This is a genomic window from Pseudarthrobacter cellobiosi (genome assembly GCF_023913815.1).
GTDB classification, from domain to species: Bacteria; Actinomycetota; Actinomycetes; order Actinomycetales; family Micrococcaceae; genus Arthrobacter; species Arthrobacter cellobiosi.
Window position 1 is genome coordinate 146,843 of record NZ_JAMXBK010000021.1, and the last position, 16,907, is coordinate 163,749.

Annotated in this window: 23 protein-coding genes; 5 read left to right on the forward strand and 18 right to left on the reverse strand. The window is 52.7% G+C overall.

Annotation, left to right across the window (positions count from 1 at the left end; genetic code table 11):
• Window positions 1-12 precede the first annotated feature (12 nt).
• From NG701_RS07490 to NG701_RS07575, 18 genes are all read right to left on the reverse strand, one after another.
• The gene (locus NG701_RS07490) at window positions 13-411 is read right to left on the reverse strand and encodes a hypothetical protein (RefSeq protein ID WP_252565907.1); all 399 of its coding nucleotides are present in this window, start codon (window positions 409-411) and stop codon (window positions 13-15) included.
• A 16-nt stretch (window positions 412-427) separates the two neighbouring features.
• Complete coding sequence (locus NG701_RS07495) at window positions 428-1,567, reverse strand: phage protease (RefSeq protein WP_252565909.1); 1,140 nt, start codon at window positions 1,565-1,567, stop codon at window positions 428-430.
• 40 nt (window positions 1,568-1,607) lie between these two features.
• Window positions 1,608-2,417 (reverse strand): structural protein, encoded by an 810-nt coding sequence (locus tag NG701_RS07500; RefSeq protein ID WP_252565911.1) that lies wholly within the window; start codon window positions 2,415-2,417, stop codon window positions 1,608-1,610.
• Window positions 2,392-3,708, reverse strand: a complete 1,317-nt coding sequence (locus NG701_RS07505) for a phage portal protein family protein (RefSeq protein WP_252565913.1) — start codon at window positions 3,706-3,708, stop codon at window positions 2,392-2,394. Before NG701_RS07505 ends, NG701_RS07500 begins: the two co-directional genes overlap by 26 nt.
• Window positions 3,709-3,729: 21 nt before the next feature.
• Window positions 3,730-4,932 carry a PBSX family phage terminase large subunit gene (locus NG701_RS07510; RefSeq protein ID WP_252565914.1) on the reverse strand — a complete coding sequence of 401 codons (1,203 nt, stop codon included), beginning with the start codon at window positions 4,930-4,932 and terminating at the stop codon, window positions 3,730-3,732.
• Window positions 4,889-5,425, reverse strand: a complete 537-nt coding sequence (locus tag NG701_RS07515) for a terminase small subunit (RefSeq protein WP_252565915.1) — start codon at window positions 5,423-5,425, stop codon at window positions 4,889-4,891. The genes NG701_RS07510 and NG701_RS07515 overlap by 44 nt, the downstream gene beginning before the upstream one ends.
• A gap of 94 nt (window positions 5,426-5,519) precedes the next feature.
• Window positions 5,520-5,921, reverse strand: coding sequence for a hypothetical protein (locus NG701_RS07520; protein WP_252565917.1), 402 nt, complete (start codon window positions 5,919-5,921; stop codon window positions 5,520-5,522).
• The gene (locus NG701_RS07525) at window positions 5,918-6,631 is read right to left on the reverse strand and encodes a hypothetical protein (RefSeq protein ID WP_252565919.1); all 714 of its coding nucleotides are present in this window, start codon (window positions 6,629-6,631) and stop codon (window positions 5,918-5,920) included. The genes NG701_RS07520 and NG701_RS07525 overlap by 4 nt, the downstream gene beginning before the upstream one ends.
• Before the next feature lie 34 nt (window positions 6,632-6,665).
• Complete coding sequence (locus NG701_RS07530; protein WP_252565921.1) at window positions 6,666-7,637, reverse strand: DNA adenine methylase; 972 nt, start codon at window positions 7,635-7,637, stop codon at window positions 6,666-6,668.
• Between the two features lie 30 nt (window positions 7,638-7,667).
• Entirely contained in the window at window positions 7,668-8,027 is a 360-nt protein-coding gene (locus tag NG701_RS07535; protein WP_252565924.1) for a hypothetical protein, read from the reverse strand.
• A 34-nt stretch (window positions 8,028-8,061) separates the two neighbouring features.
• Entirely contained in the window at window positions 8,062-8,259 is a 198-nt protein-coding gene (locus NG701_RS07540) for a hypothetical protein (protein ID WP_252565926.1), read from the reverse strand.
• A 33-nt stretch (window positions 8,260-8,292) separates the two neighbouring features.
• A complete protein-coding gene (locus NG701_RS07545; RefSeq protein WP_252565929.1) occupies window positions 8,293-8,820 on the reverse strand; it encodes a CAP domain-containing protein in 528 nt (175 codons plus the stop codon).
• Between the two features lie 50 nt (window positions 8,821-8,870).
• Window positions 8,871-9,197: an aggregation-promoting factor C-terminal-like domain-containing protein gene (locus NG701_RS07550; protein WP_252565931.1), complete on the reverse strand. Its 327-nt coding sequence runs from the start codon at window positions 9,195-9,197 to the stop codon at window positions 8,871-8,873.
• A gap of 65 nt (window positions 9,198-9,262) precedes the next feature.
• On the reverse strand, window positions 9,263-9,475 hold the full coding sequence (locus NG701_RS07555; RefSeq protein ID WP_252565934.1) for a hypothetical protein: 213 nt from the start codon (window positions 9,473-9,475) through the stop codon (window positions 9,263-9,265).
• Between the two features lie 831 nt (window positions 9,476-10,306).
• Window positions 10,307-10,789, reverse strand: coding sequence for an HNH endonuclease (locus NG701_RS07560; protein ID WP_252565937.1), 483 nt, complete (start codon window positions 10,787-10,789; stop codon window positions 10,307-10,309).
• 1,047 nt (window positions 10,790-11,836) lie between these two features.
• Window positions 11,837-12,718 (reverse strand): DNA cytosine methyltransferase, encoded by an 882-nt coding sequence (locus tag NG701_RS21145; RefSeq protein WP_308292588.1) that lies wholly within the window; start codon window positions 12,716-12,718, stop codon window positions 11,837-11,839.
• Window positions 12,715-12,903: a hypothetical protein gene (locus NG701_RS07570; protein WP_252565939.1), complete on the reverse strand. Its 189-nt coding sequence runs from the start codon at window positions 12,901-12,903 to the stop codon at window positions 12,715-12,717. Before NG701_RS07570 ends, NG701_RS21145 begins: the two co-directional genes overlap by 4 nt.
• A 105-nt stretch (window positions 12,904-13,008) precedes the next feature.
• Window positions 13,009-13,719 carry a replication-relaxation family protein gene (locus NG701_RS07575; protein ID WP_252565942.1) on the reverse strand — a complete coding sequence of 237 codons (711 nt, stop codon included), beginning with the start codon at window positions 13,717-13,719 and terminating at the stop codon, window positions 13,009-13,011.
• A gap of 509 nt (window positions 13,720-14,228) precedes the next feature.
• Between NG701_RS07575 and NG701_RS07580 the strand changes: the two genes are divergently transcribed.
• Genes NG701_RS07580 through NG701_RS21360 form a run of 5 tightly spaced genes read left to right on the forward strand, consistent with a single transcriptional unit; the run spans window position 14,229 to window position 16,295 of the window.
• Window positions 14,229-14,498: a hypothetical protein gene (locus NG701_RS07580; protein WP_252565945.1), complete on the forward strand. Its 270-nt coding sequence runs from the start codon at window positions 14,229-14,231 to the stop codon at window positions 14,496-14,498.
• Window positions 14,461-15,384, forward strand: a complete 924-nt coding sequence (locus NG701_RS07585; RefSeq protein WP_252565948.1) for an ERF family protein — start codon at window positions 14,461-14,463, stop codon at window positions 15,382-15,384. The genes NG701_RS07580 and NG701_RS07585 overlap by 38 nt, the downstream gene beginning before the upstream one ends.
• The gene (locus NG701_RS07590) at window positions 15,381-15,659 is read left to right on the forward strand and encodes a hypothetical protein (protein ID WP_252565951.1); all 279 of its coding nucleotides are present in this window, start codon (window positions 15,381-15,383) and stop codon (window positions 15,657-15,659) included. Before NG701_RS07585 ends, NG701_RS07590 begins: the two co-directional genes overlap by 4 nt.
• The gene (locus NG701_RS07595; protein WP_252565954.1) at window positions 15,660-16,094 is read left to right on the forward strand and encodes a hypothetical protein; all 435 of its coding nucleotides are present in this window, start codon (window positions 15,660-15,662) and stop codon (window positions 16,092-16,094) included.
• Window positions 16,095-16,295, forward strand: a complete 201-nt coding sequence (locus tag NG701_RS21360; protein ID WP_374208664.1) for a con-10 family general stress protein — start codon at window positions 16,095-16,097, stop codon at window positions 16,293-16,295. It abuts the gene before it with no gap.
• The last annotated feature ends 612 nt before the right edge of the window (window positions 16,296-16,907 follow it).

Consider the following 16,907-nt stretch of genomic DNA (forward strand, 5'->3'; position numbering starts at 1 on the left):
TCTGTATTCGTCTTAGATTTTTACGCGTACTTCAGTTGCTGATATGAAGCCGACGACTTTGCCGACCTTGACATCGTTGAGTGTGGTTGCAGCTAGTGCGACCAGGTTGTCATCGACGGCGAAGACGTCTTGGCCTACCCATGCCTGAGTAGCGCTTGCGCAGTTCATTGAGCTGACGCCTTCTACCCAGACGCGGACGATCTTGTCACCAGCTACGCCTGTGCTGTTGTCTACTGTTTCCATTGCTAGTCCGGCGAATCGTTCGCTTGCCGTGTCACCGGCTTTAGTGGCGAAGCCGGCAGCGTTGAAGTTGAGGTTTGAACCCTTGAATACCTTGACGGCCGCAAGCTTCACATCGATCAGGATGCCTTCTTGTCGTTCGTCAGCTTTTGATGCAGTTAGATTGCTCATTGTCTATAGACCTTTCTTATTTGCTTTCGCTTTGTGATTTTTTGAACGCGGCAATGTCTTCAGCACTGTTGCCGAAGTTGGAACCGAGGTCCTTCTCTTCGTCAGTGATGACGACTTCCGTCTCTGCTTCACCCTTGCCGCTGCCCTTCTCGTCGCCGAGCAGCTTGTTTTCAGGGAGAGCGTTGATAAACGACTCAAGCGCTGTGCGCTGTTCACCCTTAGAGGCAAGGAGCAGTTTGACTGCGTTTTCTTGCTGATCTGATTTCACTCGGCCGCTCGTGATGCTGGCCTTGATGAAGTTGCGGGCTTCGTTCTCAGCGAGTTGTTTCTTCGCTTCTATGCCGGCCTGAGCGTCTGCCCGAAGCTGTGCAATCTCTTCGTCCGTGATGCCTTTGATGGCACTCGCTTCGATTGGCGCTGTTGGTGTTTCTGGTTTCTGTTCAGGTACTTCTGGAGTCTCAGGCGTTTCAGCCGGAGCTTCCTCTTCTAGTCCGTAGGTCTTCAGCTCTTCAGCGGTCAACTCAGACTTGTGCTCAGCTAGGAACGATTTTTCTTCGTCGTTCAGCTCAGCAACTTGTTTGGCTCGAATCTCTTCTAGCGTCATAGTTTCTCCTTTATGGTTATCACCGTTGCCGGTCTGGTCTGCGTTGACCACCTTGGTAGGTAGGCGAGACGCAGTGATCGGCTTCAGTTTCTTGAATAATGGGATGTTGGTCAGGGCAGCGCCCGTGATGACGTTCTTGACGAAGCGGAACTCTTCTTCAGGGTCTTCCCATGGCCATGAGGTCGGGTTGAACTCTGGTGAGATGTACTTCCATTCGCCGTCTTTGATTGCCTGGGCGGCAGCCGGCGTCCAGTCTGGATCGCCCAGGAGTGCCTGACCGTCGTCGCTTGCGTAGATGCGAGGAATCCAGGCCGCAGCCTTGTCGTAAGAGGCGTGGCCGTAGTTGATCGGGACCTTAGGATCGGCAGCAACGAGGCCAACACCGTTCGCAGCGTTCAGGACGTACTGCTGGATGTCTTCCGGGGTGATCTCAAAGTCACCATGCCATGGTGTGTTCCACTTGCCCGATCGAAGTAATTCAATAGTCTTAGGCGCATTGCCTTCAGCGTCCGCGCTGATCTTTACTAGGTTGTGAAATCCTTTTATAGCCATATCTAATACTTAATGTCTTATGAATGGCTTTAATTGTCAATCAATAAATGTAGATTAAAGAACAACGACACCTTGGATGCCCGGCAGGCCTGTCTATCTCGCGGCCATTCGCCAGAACAAAGAGATCACCAATAGGCAGTGTCTTACCGATGAGTGGTGAACAGATTTGGCAAGCTGCGCTGAGTCCGTCCCAGGTCTTTTCCTTTGCCCCGGTCTGCAAGGCATAGTGCTTCAGCCCCGTTTGATAGGCGTTGACTGGCTCCGTCTGAGCGATCAGTTGGGCTCGGATCGGGTTGTCGATGACGTTCATCAGGCGCACCGTCGCAAAGTCAGCGTTCTCCCCCAGGGCAATGCTCTTAGCTACGGATTCGCGGATTAGCTTGCGGGTCGTCTCGCTGACGTTTGAGACCATCTGCGCCGTGTGCTTCCTGGCCGCTTGCATGATGGCTTCATCTAGCGAGGCGAACTCAAGTGTCGAGTAGCCAATCGGGATACCATACAGCGTCTCCCCTGCCACAGCACCAGTTGCCACAAGGTCAGTGATGATGTCGATGACGGCTGCAGTCAGAAGGATCTGCTCTTGCTTCCAGACTGGATCGTCGTTGTTAGCCACAGGGCCGGCGTCTGCTTTGATCGGCTCAGGTAGGCGGGACCAATCCACGTAGCTGGGTGCACGGTCTGCCAGCTCATGCAGATACTCCCCCGCGGCCGTTTCTAAGGCCGCCTCTAGGCGAAGTAGGTCCGCAAACGTAATAGGACTCGCTTTGTAGCTGTCCTGCCATTCCTCAGCTGCGTGAATGGCTATGTGGAGTTGTTCGCGGGCGTTAAGCAACTCTTGACGTGTCGCCATAGAGCCGTCCCGTTATGGATGCGTGAAGCTTCTTCGCTGCCTGGATCTCTTCGTTGTCAGCCTTGTGCTTGACCGTTTTCTTTGGCTCCGCTTCAAGTGCTTTGATGTCCTCATCAGTAAGCTCGGACCAGCCGATCATCTTACGAGTGCTGTTCTCATCGATGGCACGTGGATGTAGCACACCCGCATCAACAAACTTCTTGATGGCATCACTCATGACCGGGATGTTGTCATCGCTGATGTTGCCGACTCGCAGCGTCGGATATTCACGATCAGTGAAGTTGAGATCAACGAGAGTCCGGACCACAGTGTTCTGCAGAACCTGGACGATGCGGCGCGCCACTGATTGAACAGCGAGCTCAAACAGCCGGCTATGGTCCTCACTGGTTGAACGCGTACCGCTGCCGCCTGATGCACCGATCTCAAGAAACTGCGCCAGGACGTTCTTCATAATCTGGCGGTCGTGGTGGTTGATAGACGGCTCGACGTCCTTGAGTGAGTTGGCCTTCATATCGAGGAACTGAACGATCCAGCCTTCAGGGTGTTCAATGTAAGACTCTTCATTGGCGCGAAGGTTGCGAACCAGCGTGCGCATCTTCTTCTTGTCAGCTTCTGACGCACCTACGGGTGTAGTGACATCGATGACGCCAAGTGCATGGCGCTCATGGCCGACGGCATCGATGCGGTAGAGCTTGTCCTTGATGTACCAGTGCTTGTAAGCAGCACGGAGCAGGGAGATTCCTTCGTAGTTGTCGCCCTCTTGCTTGTGAGTGAAACGGACCAACTTCTGTACCGGGATCGAGTAGGTATGTCCAGTGTTGTCGAACTGCTGGATGCCAGGCTTGCCGTCAACGGTCTCCCATTTCTGGATCGTCGTCTGCTTGCGGTAACCGAGCTTCACCAGGGCGATTCGAAGAGTGCCATTGATCTCACGCGGTTCGAACACCATCTCGTGCACGTCATAGCCGAAGTCGAGGAAGGTAAGGGCTTCACCCAGGAACTGGTCCCAGTCAACGACGTGGAAGAGACAGTCCTTGACGAAGTCAGCAACTTCCTTGTCCGCATCATCATCTGAGGCTGGATCGACTTCATAGTCAGCACTCAGGACCGGCAGCTTCACGGCATTGAGAGCGGCGTTCACGGTGGCATCGCTGCGGCGCATCTGGTCGTAGGCATCAATCGCCTTTTTGCCGGTCAGCTTAGGGTTGTACTCTTCCCCAGTGATAAGACCGCTAGTAATAGAAACTCCAGAAGTTCCGATTTCCTTTGTTTGAAGTTTCTTTGTATCCATCTACTACTAAAAGTACGACAATTAGAAGCTTTCGTCTAGCAATCCCGATGTAATTGATTCATAGTCATCATCTTCAACATCACCTAATGGAGCTGCAGCGTTTCCAATGAGATCGGTCATAGCATAACGACCGGCATCCATCGCATGGTTGAAAAGATCCCGCGGCACGTTTAGCGGTTCGCCGTTCTTATCCATCTTCCATAGGTAATTGCGCTCTTCTTTGATCAGCTCGGTATCCTGCTTTAGAACATAGACTTGTTTGCTCTTGATCAGAGAGACGCCGTTGATTACTGAGTCAGCACCTTTGACTGCTCCGACAATCGCAATGCCATGGCCTTTGATCTCGGCGATGGACTTAGGCTCTGAACTGTCCCCTATGACCAGGACTTGCTCTGGCTGCGCGAGGATGATGTCTGCAATCTGCTTGTTGCTTAGACCCTTCGTGTACGTCACCAGGACCCAGATATAGCCGCCATTCCATTCGTAGATGTCCACGATGGCTGACGGGTCGTTCGTATAGCCAAAGTCCAGGCCACGACGTACGAGACGCGCTTCAGACGGCAGCTGGTCCAGCTGAATCCAGTTCGTCATGATCTGACCTTCATTACGGCCGATGTTGCCTAGGACATAGACCTGCCGGTAGTCCTCATCGATGCGGCCGTTCTCTTCGATCTCATTAACAAGGGATGCTTCTAGTGCTTCGTTGTCCTTGTACGTGAGCTTCAGGAAGTCATGCACGCGATGGACCATGAGCTTTTCGTGAGCCCAGAAGGCAGCCACAGGGTTGAAGTCAATGATGATCACGCGGCGAGTACGACCTGCCAGCTGACGGTAGACGGGCCAGCTTACGTTGTTGGCTTCGTTCACGAAGAGGATGTCGCGCCGTGGTCCGTGGGCCTTGCTGACATCGTCCACGCTGAAGAACTCGATAATTGATCCGTTGGCGAAGCGGTAGATGAACTCAGTCTTGCTCCACTCGTCATCACGCCAGTAGCGCTGCCAGCGCATGATGTTCTGGAAGTCGCGCATCGCCCCTTTTTTAAGGTGGGGCAGAGACTCACTGACGACGCTGATGACCAGGTTCTCGTTGGTCTGAGCTGTGTGGATCAGGTACGCGAGAATAGAGAACGTCTTAGACGCGCTAGTCCCGCCCTGGATGATGCGAAGACGCTTACGGAGACTAGAGATCTTCTTGAGAGCTGTCGTCGGCTGAAGCGTCGGCATCGTCGTCTACCTCAAGCTTTGATGGAGCGTAGCCGGCAAGAAGTGGCATCGGCTGATCCTTGGTGGTGTGATCTATCTCTTGACGGTCCTTCCAACCCCAGTTGTTCTTGAGACTGAAGGATGCACCGGAAGATGACTTTCCGAAGAGCTGATTCTCCGCGTATTCGTGGCAACGCTCCTTGGCGCTGTCTACCGTGTCGAGAAACTCGGGTCGTTCTGAGTAGCTCAAAAGTGTGTCTCGAGTGATGCCAAGCGCCCTGGCAAGGCCTGAGACAGTGTAGGGGCGCTGCTCGGTCATCACCTTGCGCTGGGCAAAGATCGTCTCACCGCGCTCGTTGATACCTGACTCCACTAAGCGGGACTCTAGATGTGGATCGCACGCGTCAAAATAGGAATCGATTGATACTTGAAGTTCATCGACGGTCTTGAACTTGAGCGGTCGTCCGCCCTTGTTCTTTTCTGCTGGTTGGTCTGGTGTGTCAGTATCTGGCATATATGCCCCTATTTAAACACCAAGACGCAAAAAAGGAAATGGTGACAGCATTTCCTTCGGCAATGGAAGGGGCTCGCTGCCCTTTGCATAATAACTACATTTCTTGCGGCGAGTTCGTATCACTGACATCAATCCGGCGGCGCCTTAGGCGCTTTATTCGCGGCGCGTCAGCAGGCAAGCCGCCGCTCTTTTCTAGGCGTTCGTAAGCCTGACGAACTGACTGGTGAGATAGGCCGTGGCGGTTCGCATAATCTAGGTAAGTTGTAAACGTCCCCAGGCGCATCTCAATGTACAAGTCGAGCTGTCTGCCGCCAAAGCCCGCAAACTCTCGAAGGTCATTCATCGCGTCTTCGTAACCGGACTGTCTGCTCTCTGCGACCTTCTCGTCACAGAAACGGTCGATCACAGGCAGAAGTTTGGTCACTATGGACTGAGCGTCACTGCGGTCTTCCAAGGCAGCAAGCAACACCCGGCGCAGCTCAGTGTTAGTAGTCACCTGCCGAATTTACCCTTTACGTGATCTTCAATCGGCGTCCCCGACCGGTCAGCGTCGGCTTTCAGCCTGTCGTAAGCATCCGTCTCATCGCCTTGGAACGTAACAGTCAGTCGCCTTTCTGGTTTCATAGCAACATGTGAGTAGTTTTCGGGGTACGCCCAAAAGCATGTCCTGCAGGTGTCGACGTCCTTGGTCTCCCAGTTCGGGCAGTGCTCGCACGACCAAGACTTAGACCTGTTATCTGAAGCACAAAGCGGCATGTAGTCGGCTTGATCCAAAACGGCGATGTCTCCGCCAATCCTGAAGGGTATGCGGTGATCCGCCTGCAGCTCACGGTCTTCGAACCTGCCAGAGCAGATCCCGCATTGATGACCGTGAGCGCTGTTCAAATCGAGCCGGAACTTCTTCGGGATGTTCACGCGTCCGGCACGACCTGAGGTGATGATGTCCACCAAGGTGTACTGGGCAATCCTGCGTCCGGTTGAACCAATGACGGAGGCCTTATCAATCGTGGCTCCGGCATCCTGCAGATCAGCGACGGCGCGAGGCGGATGCTGGTACCCCATGTCTGAAAGCTGCTCGGTTGTCAGGCTCCCGTACTGCAGCAGATGGTCACGAGCTGCGGCAGCTCGTGAGGACATTGGCAATGCCTTGATCCAAGCGACGAATGCCGCACTATAGGTCGGTTTAGTTCCCCCAGTATTAATCACCCACCAGACGTTACTAGATGGTCTGGCTTAAACCTCAGAACAACGCGTCTTGACCCGCTGGTTCTAGATCGATTCGCGTGTCAATGATGTCCGCGCCACCTAGCCGCTCCACGAGGGCAGGACTTAGGTATAGCGACTCAACCGTCATTTCCTTGCGGCCGCTGAGTGTCGCTTGAGAGGACACACCAGCCACCACATGCCGATGAAGCAGTCCAAGTTCTTCTGGCAAGGCGAACCCATACTTGTTGTCCTCCCTAACAACGTCGTAGGACACGATGAAACTCACGTTGTTGTCGATTGCGTGCTGCAGCGTTTCGATGAACGGGTCACGCTTGAGCCCGGTCAGGTAGCGGTGATCCGGAACGTCGGTGGTGCCCTGGTAGGGCGGGTCCATATATACGAGTGCTTCACGTGGAGCATTCACCAGTGGAGATTCGTACGACTCACTAGATACAGAAGCGCCTTGCATGAGCCGTGAGGCTTCCGAGATGCGCTCCTGCATGTTGGCCGGCTTCGCACCCAGGCGGCGGTGATCCGCGCCCTGATTGAAGTCCCCGTTCTTGCTGTATCGAACTGCCGCTTTGACCACCCGGCACAGTAGGTAGAGCAGATGGGCAGGATCTTGGGACTCGTTGAATGTCCCGCGAGCCTTGAGGAAGTAGGCACGTGGATCTTCCAGCTGTTCGTTCCAGAGTCTCGTGTACTCAGCAATCAGCTCATCTGGTGTGTTGATGATCTGATCCCACAGCGCCATCAGTGGGCCGTTCACGTCAGAGATAGCGACTTCGCCAACCCTGCCATAGTGACGACCGGCGACAGAGATCGCGGCCGAGCCGGCGAACGGTTCAATCAGAAGGGGGACGCCTTCGTCTGGGAACAGCGAGAGAATCTGACCAACGAGCTGTCGTTTGCTGCCCTGATACGGGAACGCTTGAACGACAGAGCGGATACCGTCCGTCTTCCAGGGCATGTGCAGTTTCGGGGGAACGTCGGCCAAGAGAGTCATGCCGTCAATTCTACGGGCGACCCCCGATAGTCAGTCTGCTGATCCACGCCGGGTGAGGACGTTCTGTTTGAAAAGCTCCAAGAAGACATCGACCGTCGAGTTCTCGGGTGACGCATCGCGAGCTAGGTAGTTGAAGAATGGCGGGCGGTGCCGCATCATTGCCGCCGTCGTCGTGAATCCCTTGGTGCTGACAGTCACACTGACCGCATACGGCAGACGCCGAACCAAGAACCCAAGGTCGTAGGCAGGGACATCCGGCAGACACACGCGGCTGTCGCGTGGCATCATCTCGATCTTGTCGCGAGATCCACCGACGTACTTGAAACTAGTGTCGTCCCACCCGCTCACCTGGAACAGTTTCTTGCAACGTCCTACATCCGCAAAGTGCATGTCATGAGGCTATCGCAAACGATAAGCATGCTTCTCAGCTCATTCTTGCTTCGAGCAGGATCGCCCTGACCTCAAGCGATGCATCGCGGTATGCCGACTGGTACACCTTGGAAGAACTGCTTGGCGGTTCAGGCAGGGAAGCGATGACGGCGTCAATCACTGCTTCCAGGCGTCTCTGCTTTCCGATGACGTCCAGAGCTTCTTCCAGTCGAGTCTTCAGTTGATTGTCCATACAACCATCATCGCTTGGCGTCGGCGGTTGCTGTCACTCGCGCCCAAAGTGTCCAACAACGTACTCGCAGTTGTCGTTGTCGTTATGTTGTAGGCCGAAGCCGGCGTCCTGATAGTCAGCCACAAGCACTGCTTCATGAGATGGACTGGCGATCCACGCATTCACAACCGCATCCGCTGAGTCGTAGCACTTAGCCAGGTTCTCGCCAGCCGTCTTGTAGTCGTAGCTGGCCTCGTTAATGAAGTCCCATGCTGTGCTGCCGTCTGGTGCCGTGTGGCTCCAGTACTGGTTGGTGACTAGATCGTGAGCCTTCGCCTGTGACGAGCTGTTGAGTTTGCGGTCCATAGTTAGCGGCGGCAGATGCTTGGTTGATCGGTACTCGTTCACCGCTGCGAGGATGCCAGGGACGGGCTCTGTTAGTTGGAGGGTTGAGACTGTTGATGAGGTGGCATGTTGCGAGCCCCGGTCTGCTGACAAGTGGTTAGCAATAATCGCGGCGACTATGAGCGTGGTTGTGATCAGTAGATATTTGAGACTGTTACGCATCACCTTTTCTTTCATTATTAGTTTCTTATTATCAAAGAGGGCTCTCGCATGGCCCTCTTTGATCTTTACCACCAGTTGCCAACATTCTGACCGTTGATCGGTACTCGTGCCGTCCAGTGTGCTTTTGCTGCTCCCCAGGTTCCGTACCTCGATGTCATGTACCGCTCCCAGTACGCATCCTGACAGGCGTAGTTGGTTTTCCAGTCAGGACAGTCGATGACGAGCTGCCCGTTGCAGTCCTGGCCAAGTCCCTTGCAACCGCCGCTGTTCTCAGCGTCTAAAAGGTTAGTGCTTTCCTTGAAGTAGATGAACGCCTTGTCTTCCGCTTCAGTACTCGTCGCGATGATGGGTGCTACGACTGCTTGTGGGGCCGGCTGTGGGGCTTCTGCCACTTGAACCGGCTCAACTATCGTCTGCGCTTCCGCCGTGCTGATCTGAGTAGTCTTGGCGGGTCGAACTACTTTTGTGCTTTTGACACGATGCTCATATCCTGGACGACAGCCTGGCGAGCCTCGCTGTGGATGTTCGTGTACAGGAACCAGTTGGCTACGGTTACGACTACTAACGTTGTGAAGAACGTCAGTGCGATCGTGAGGATGAACGTTGTTCGGTTCACTGTCTTAGGTGCTGGTATGTCTTGTGGTTTTACTGCTGCTTCTTTGCTTGTCATGATTCTTACTTTTACCCTTGCCCGTAGTAGGCGTTATTTATGTTTGTTTGGCTGTAGAGCCAGTAATCGCAACGAATGGTTCGCTTCCCTACCTCACGCATGTCGGCGCTTGGCTTGTACAGCTGTCTTTTGTCGTTGCGATTACTCGGTCTACAGACGGTCATACGGTTTCATGGTGCTAGTAGCAATTATCCCGCTTAATGGGCGGTGCGCACGCCATAGACCCTTGCTATCTAGCTAACTATGTAAGAATACGATTACGCCAGGACTCTGTACGTATCTACCGTTTCCCGTTGACGCTACTTACATAGCCATGTTGAACATATAAGGCAGGGATTTGACGAGACAAATTTAGTCGATGGGCTAAATTTATATAAACTTCAGCCAAAAGGTCTGTTATTTTACTCGTATAGTCACCCTGCATGATGTAGCTGACCCTCTTTCAGACGATACGTACTTTACTGCACTCTGTCTTATGAGTCCGTATGGATATACTGATGTCTTCCAACATCGCTGCTAGCACTTTCGGTGAGGACTGTGTTGCAGAGTTCCTAACTCACCGTTCGCTACATCCACCACGTTCTGCGTCTACCTATTCCGCCACTTATATGCCCATGAAACCGTGTGAACCTGATTGTAAATGTTCTATTCAACCGCTTCGACCAAGCACCTCGGCTCAGTTCATCTCTAGCTTGTCGAGATTAGATCGGATTGCACGATATCGACCTGGCTGGTTGCTCAGTAGGAGCGGTTGAATTGTTCGTTCGTATTGAACTGCTCATAGTTAAACACACACTGCAAAAATAAGCAATACTATTTTTGTATTTCATATCATTTATCGAGAACATTTAGATAGGCATACTCGCCGCGTAATCCATAAGCAAACTGGTCTCGCATGTACGCGGCGTCCTCGGCGGTGTCGAAAGTACCTAGATATATTCGATGTGTTCCGTCTATTACGTGCGCCCTGTACTTGTTGAAACGCTTGTCGTACCAGACGCCTCTATATCCTGAGACAGAGTTTGAGCCCGCCCTCGTGTTCCAGGAGTTCTGTTGAGCCGTAACGAGCCGCAGGTTTTCGCGCCTGTTATCAAAGCCGTCGCCATTTATGTGATCGACGAACTCACCTTTGAGAAGCTCGCGACCCAGCTTGTTTTCTAAGACGATACGATGCATGGGTACTTGCTTGCCCCACCACATTGACATGGCATATTTGCCCGACGTACTCCAAAGACCTTTTGTGGAAAGCAGCTCATAGTCCTCAGGACTGACAAGTATGCGTTGGCCGTTGTACCCGTATAAGCGCTTGGTCATATCACCTCCTTATTAGTTTATTGGCATTAAGCCACTCTATCCTCCCTGTATAGGGGACTTAGGTGATTAGCGATACAGCACACTACTTTCAATGTCAGGGCGCGGATTCCAGTCAACCGCCTTTAGCAAATAGCCCTCGCCTCTCGGCGTCTCTTCCCACATCTTTACTTGTAGTCTTATTGATTGAGTGCAGAGGGAGGACCAGGTCGTCAGTGATCCGTTGCCTGGTTTAGTCTCTACACTCAATCTACGTCTTTGTTGGAATGAGCTCGTATAACTCATTTTGTGCTGTAAAGGTATGGACATAATCATTTGAATGGGTCATACTAAAAGGCAGCAAGAAGCATACGCCCACTAGAAATAGTGGGAATTCTTTTATTTCTGAATCCCTAGTCTAACTATGTGGCTACGTATGAATCGCAAGAAGCATACGAGCTGGTGACCATTATGCGGTGTCGAGCTTTCTTTTACAATGCAAAAAGTGAAATATCTTACAAAAACGCTCTAGGCAAAAGGGTAGCTATCCCCCATACTGTGGCTATGCAATCCCGTAAACAAAAACCGCTGTCGCTGTTCCGTACGATTACCGTGCCAAAATTGATTATGCCGCGGCCTCAGTCAGCTATCCTGGCGGACCTAAAAGACAACGCTAAACGCAAAATCTATCTACCGCGTCAGAATGGTTAGTGTTACACTCAGGGCAGATTACTAGCCTGGGTCAACACGCTGATAGTCTCGCACCTTCTATAGATGCGGCAGCGATGCCGCGTAACTCTCCTCAATTACACTCCACAAACACAACACCACCAACAAAAATAGCCGCCCATCTTGGGCGGCTTTACTTATGCGCTTAGTTCGTCAGGCTTATCCACATTCCGAGGGTGCTAACCAGAGCGATGAAGTGCCAGGAGTTGAGTGTGTGTTCATCTTTGCGGTGGTAACGCCGTGCAGGGCATCTCACGCGGCCACGGGGTTTATATCGGAGAGGTGACAAGTCGAGGATTTCGCCCCCGTTAGTATTGGTGAGGCCGGCTGATGTTTGGACAATCATGCTGCAACCTCGAAAATCTTAGCGAAGACATCGTGGAAGACATTGGTCGTCACTGCGTTACCGCACATCTTGTACCGCTGCGTGTCGCTGATAAGCTCGTCGTCTTTGCCGTACTTAGTCCAATCGTCGGGGAACCCTTGTAGACGTTCGCTTTCTTTGGGGGTAAGGCGACGGATGCTGCCGTCATCGTACTGTAAGAGGTTGTTGCCTCCCTTGTAATCACGGACAGCCAGCGTCTTTGCTATAAGTGGTGTTTCCGCTTCGCACCAACCTGAAAGATCGTCGCTCCGAATCCGTTGCCCCTGGCCTTGTGTTCCGCCTTGTGCCTGTGGATGCCGGCCACCGCTCTCTCCGAAAGGAAATACTTGTGGTCGGGGTGTTCCTCTAAGATGTCCAACAATGACGATGCGGTCCCTTGTCTGTGGAACTCCGTGATTCTTGCTGTTGAGCACTTGCCACTGACAGTCGTACCCCAGCTCATCAATCGCGGCGATGATGGTTTTGAAAGTTGCTCCGTCGTCGTGACTAAGCAGTCCTTTGACATTTTCGAATACAAAGAGTCGCGGGGACTTAGCCCAGAGTATTCTCGCAAGGTCAAAGAAGAGCGTCCCTCTGGTATCCTCGAAGCCACGTCGGTTGCCGGCGATGCTAAATGCCTGACAAGGGAAGCCACCCACCAAGAGGTCGAAGTCGGGTAGTTCTGCTGCGTTGATTTTTGTGATGTCTCCATAATTGTGTGTCTCTGGGAATTTCCTTTCATAGACTGATATTGCGTACTTGTCGATTTCAGAGTAACCGACGCACTCTGCAGCGGGATAAGCAGCGTGTATGCCAAGCTCGAATCCCCCTATGCCGCTAAAGGTAGATAGATATTTTATACCACCGCCTTTTCAGCCAGTACGTAGCTCTCATGAGTTGCACCTATCGCTGTCATCGCTTCAATAAGGTCAATGACGCCAGCGAATGTTTCGTGTCCAGCGGCTAGATCGCCGTTCCAGTAGGCTCGGTACTCTCGTCCGTTATCTGTCGGTATTCCCTCAATTTCAAATCCTTTGTATTTCATGTTCAATTTTCCTTGCTTACCCTTTTGTATTACTTCTCTATTATAAGATTACCTCCGTAAATAAGCAATACTATTTATTGATAATCAGATGTAGTTAAAACAACATCAAGACAGTAGCAACTCTGGGAAGCTGTCTTGCATCTGGACTCTAAACAGTTCCTTAGCTTCCTCAGGCCCACTATTGATTAGCCAGGTCAATTCCCTCAGGCGCTCATCATCTGGGACCAGGAAGAGCACACGAGGGTAGACGGCCATGTCGGCTTCGGTGGCGTGCTGGTAAGCGTGCCAATATCGTGCAAGCTTTTCCTTCAGTTGCTTCTGGCGTTCCGTCCCCATATCGATTTCCAAAAACAATGAGACGTTCATGCGCCTACTTGGGACGCTGAGTTCAACGTGGAGGTCAGGCCTCAGGTCAGCACCCGCGATAACCCGCCATGTGTCGGGCTCAGTAGCCATCCCAATTACTTCAATGCCTCCCTCACGCTCTAGCCGCTTGAGTCCAATGAACGCGTCAGCGATGGCGAGCGTGTGATAGTGAACCGCCCTATAGGGATAGCCGGCCTCACGGCCAACGTACTTCCGCCCTTGAGTACCTAATTGGTAGACATATTGTGCTGAGCCAGCCCCTGTCCCACCTCTTAGACGCCGCTCGATCCGTGACAGGTGACGACTATGGATGAGCCTATTTAGAGCACGACTAGGACGAGTTGGACTGGAACCATCATGAAAAAGAAGTTCCGAAATTTGCCCGGAAGTGAGCTGTCCGAAGCGGGAAACAGCCTGGACAATTTGGCGGTCGCGATCGGTCGCAAACATGGTCTTAGTGTATACGTGAGTAGTACGCGTGCCTAGGGCGAAGTTTCCGCAGGTCAGCGGCGGTTTTGACGGTAGCGACTGCCACGTCATGTGCACAGCAAAAACCACACCAGTGATGTGATTGCGTTTTATCCACAGGCAATGCAAAAAATAGTATTGCATATTTCAGACTATTGCTTCATAGTGATGCACAGCGAAAGCAAGCCAACAATTACTAGGGCTTATGCAACTAGCTGTAAGACTTTAACAACTCAGATTATCGGGCTACTCATGGTAGCAAGTGGCGGAATAGGTAGACGCTAAATAATGGTTCATAGTCTCGGGCGCTTGTTGGGAAACCAGCCAAGACAAGCGAGCTTCGATGAGATATGCAGGGTGACTATACGAGTAGTGACTACGGGGGTAACCCGTAGATAACGCTTCTCGGCAAATCCCTGCCTTGCTACCAGCAGCAGCCCGATAATAATCACTAACAAAGGGGTAAGCAATCATCGTAAAGGATTCACAATATGACAAAATCAATCGAGTTCAAAAAAGTAACAAAGGTAAAAGGTCTAGCAATGGCACCGCTCTTTCTCAGGGTTGACCCTATCGACAAGGTCGTCATCCAGGAGTTCGCGGAACGTCAGACGGAGACCTCAGGACACTTGGTGTCAGCTGGCAACGTTCTAGTGACTTCCTTCTACCAACAGTTTCGTGATGAACACCAGAAAAAACTAAGACTCGAAAAGGAGGTGGTCCATGGCCGCAGATACATCGACGGAATTAAACGACAGTAGCGACAAAGCTCCTACTCCCCCAGCAACCACGATGAGCATCCCGCCCGAGATCGCAAAGGCGCTCGTCGCTCTCCAGGCTGATGTACGTGGGCTCGGCAAGACCGCTAAGAACGATCACTTCAAAAACACCTATGCACCCTTAGACGAAGTCATGGACGCAGCACTGCCGCTCCTGACAAAGAACAAGCTGTCACTCATGCAGTGGCCTATAACGGTAGGTAATGAACACTTCCTGCACAGCGTCCTGGCTCACGAGAGCGGCGCGTCAATGCAGAGCGACATCAAACTGCTCCTAGTGAAGCAGGACCCCCAGGGGCTCGGCTCAGCACTGACCTACACACGGCGTCAGTCTGTAATGGCTATCCTCGGTCTCTCCGCTAAGGACGAAGACGATGACGGCAACAAGGCTAGTAACCACCTTCCGCCTCCTACCCAGGAACACTTGGATGAGATCGCTGCTATATGCAAGAGCCTCAAGTTCCCTGAAGAAGAAGTTGATAGAAAGCTCCGCGGCCTACGAACCGACGATCAGGCAGTCATTGCCTTAGACGATCTGGATAAGATCATGGCCGGCCGAGCTGCCGCTGTAAGGGCGCGGAAAGCTGCTGACAACGCGCAGACTATCCCCGTTGGCGATGAACCATCTCACGTATCAACGGAAACGATATCAAAGCGTCTTCAGGCGCTACAGCTCAAAGACAACGCCACCATACGTCAGTTCATCAAAGTACATACAGGCAAAACGCTTATCGGAGCCTGCAAGTTGGACGATCTAGTCAAGCTGGATGAGGTATTAGCTCGCGTCGAAAGTGGCGAGGAAAAGCTCCCCGGTGACTGGTATGGATCGACAGATCGTGAGCAGATCGTCCAGGAGGACGTTGCGTGACCCCTCGTGAACGCGCACAGGAAACGCTCTACCTGATTACAAGAGAAATGAGTACGGAGCGATTGCGAGAAATCTCCGCTCCCCTGCCAGCCGACGTAGGTGAAGCAGCTAAAGACTTCGCCCTTGCGTTCCTTCCTGGCGTGGCCCAGCAGTTCATAGACGAGATGACGGCTACCAACGTCAGCGTTCCATATGAGCTGTTGGCCATCGCCAAGGGGCGAGAGCTGGCGGAAAACGAAACAACTAATGAGGTGACAACCTCGGAGAACAACTAAATGTCCAAACGCACACGACTTACTAAGCAGAAGTTCTACGCTATTAACCGCGACCTGAAGGTGCATGGCAAGGTCAAAGACATCGCCGCCGTCCATTCAGTCAGTGAAGAGACAGTCCGCACCGTCAAGCGAGCAAAGACATGGCCACGCTTCGAAGCGATGAAGAAGCTGAAGAACGAGCAGCGCCGGCCACTTGAGGCGTCAAAGCCGATCAAGGCCGTTGCAGTCCAACAGAGTCTAGGCACCGACTTAGAACAGCTCGACAAGATCACCCGGGAACCAGCGAACCAGATTCAGCCGCTTCCATCGGAGGAGGTCAAGATTGTAACCGTCCAAGAATGGGAATACCTGAATCGTAAGGTTGGTCGCCTGTACTCCCTTATCGGCACTCCTAAGCCCACCGGACTGTTTGGACGCCTTCGGGGACGTAACTAGATGGCTGGGACTCGCATCGGAGCGCTGAAGGCTCGCGCAAAGAACCTTGCCATTGATCCAGACTTTTATTCCAGGATTGGAAAAATCGGAGGGTCCAACGGCCGTACAGGCGGCTTCGCAGCCAATCCAGAGCTCGCACGTATAGCTGGAGCCAAGGGCGGCCGGAAGAGCCGCCGCAAAAAGGCAGTCACGAGCGCCTAGCACCTGGACGCTCAACTGTCGAAACTAAACATCCCCAGGGCGAACGCAGTGACGGCAGACAAAGACCAATGAACCTAAGTCATCGTCCTGCTTCAGCTCACGGATAGAACAGGACCAGGCAGACCACTTCTCGCATTCATAGCAGTAGTGGTCATCCAAGCCGCTAGCAACCATCCAAGCGACGATACGACGACGTAGACGATCACCGGACAAAGCGGGGGCACGCTGAGGACGAGGACCGAGAAACTTATTCACGGTTTTCTGTATCGCTCGCTCCCCCACCATAAGACCAAGCTCTTCGACAATCTCAGCAGCAGTCCTGCCGGCTTCGGCTAGAGCAAGTACTTCATCGAGATCGTAGTGGCGTCTTGGCATATATAAGACTAAGTATAAACGGAGATAACTAAATATGGGATATTCCATCGGTACTGGCCCAAACGGGCGCGACATTGGATACGGGGTTCCAGCAGTCTGCGATAAGCCAGGTTGCCAGACCAACATAGACAGGGGTATGAGCTACTGCTGCGGCGGTTTCGTCACAGATTACGGATGCGGCCTCTACTTCTGCTCGGAGCATCTTTCGTACCGAACACCCAGGGGGTCAGACAGAAT

Excerpts from the sequence above, each read along its gene's own strand:
- NG701_RS07505 (WP_252565913.1), bottom strand. The coding sequence starts at position 3,708 with ATGGATACAAAGAAACTTCAAACAAAGGAAATCGGAACTTCTGGAGTT.
- NG701_RS07495 (WP_252565909.1), bottom strand. The coding sequence starts at position 1,567 with ATGGCTATAAAAGGATTTCACAACCTAGTAAAGATCAGCGCGGACGCT.
- NG701_RS07515 (WP_252565915.1), bottom strand. The coding sequence starts at position 5,425 with ATGCCAGATACTGACACACCAGACCAACCAGCAGAAAAGAACAAGGGC.
- NG701_RS07490 (WP_252565907.1), bottom strand. The coding sequence starts at position 411 with ATGAGCAATCTAACTGCATCAAAAGCTGACGAACGACAAGAAGGCATC.
- NG701_RS07535 (WP_252565924.1), bottom strand. The coding sequence starts at position 8,027 with ATGCACTTTGCGGATGTAGGACGTTGCAAGAAACTGTTCCAGGTGAGC.
- NG701_RS07540 (WP_252565926.1), bottom strand. The coding sequence starts at position 8,259 with ATGGACAATCAACTGAAGACTCGACTGGAAGAAGCTCTGGACGTCATC.
- NG701_RS07595 (WP_252565954.1), top strand. The coding sequence starts at position 15,660 with ATGTCCAAACGCACACGACTTACTAAGCAGAAGTTCTACGCTATTAAC.
- NG701_RS07530 (WP_252565921.1), bottom strand. The coding sequence starts at position 7,637 with ATGACTCTCTTGGCCGACGTTCCCCCGAAACTGCACATGCCCTGGAAG.
- NG701_RS07575 (WP_252565942.1), bottom strand. The coding sequence starts at position 13,719 with ATGTTTGCGACCGATCGCGACCGCCAAATTGTCCAGGCTGTTTCCCGC.
- NG701_RS21360 (WP_374208664.1), top strand. The coding sequence starts at position 16,095 with ATGGCTGGGACTCGCATCGGAGCGCTGAAGGCTCGCGCAAAGAACCTT.
- NG701_RS07510 (WP_252565914.1), bottom strand. The coding sequence starts at position 4,932 with ATGCCGACGCTTCAGCCGACGACAGCTCTCAAGAAGATCTCTAGTCTC.
- NG701_RS07545 (WP_252565929.1), bottom strand. The coding sequence starts at position 8,820 with ATGAAAGAAAAGGTGATGCGTAACAGTCTCAAATATCTACTGATCACA.
- NG701_RS07555 (WP_252565934.1), bottom strand. The coding sequence starts at position 9,475 with ATGACAAGCAAAGAAGCAGCAGTAAAACCACAAGACATACCAGCACCT.
- NG701_RS07585 (WP_252565948.1), top strand. The coding sequence starts at position 14,461 with ATGGCCGCAGATACATCGACGGAATTAAACGACAGTAGCGACAAAGCT.
- NG701_RS07500 (WP_252565911.1), bottom strand. The coding sequence starts at position 2,417 with ATGGCGACACGTCAAGAGTTGCTTAACGCCCGCGAACAACTCCACATA.
- NG701_RS07560 (WP_252565937.1), bottom strand. The coding sequence starts at position 10,789 with ATGACCAAGCGCTTATACGGGTACAACGGCCAACGCATACTTGTCAGT.
- NG701_RS07570 (WP_252565939.1), bottom strand. The coding sequence starts at position 12,903 with ATGAAATACAAAGGATTTGAAATTGAGGGAATACCGACAGATAACGGA.
- NG701_RS07580 (WP_252565945.1), top strand. The coding sequence starts at position 14,229 with ATGACAAAATCAATCGAGTTCAAAAAAGTAACAAAGGTAAAAGGTCTA.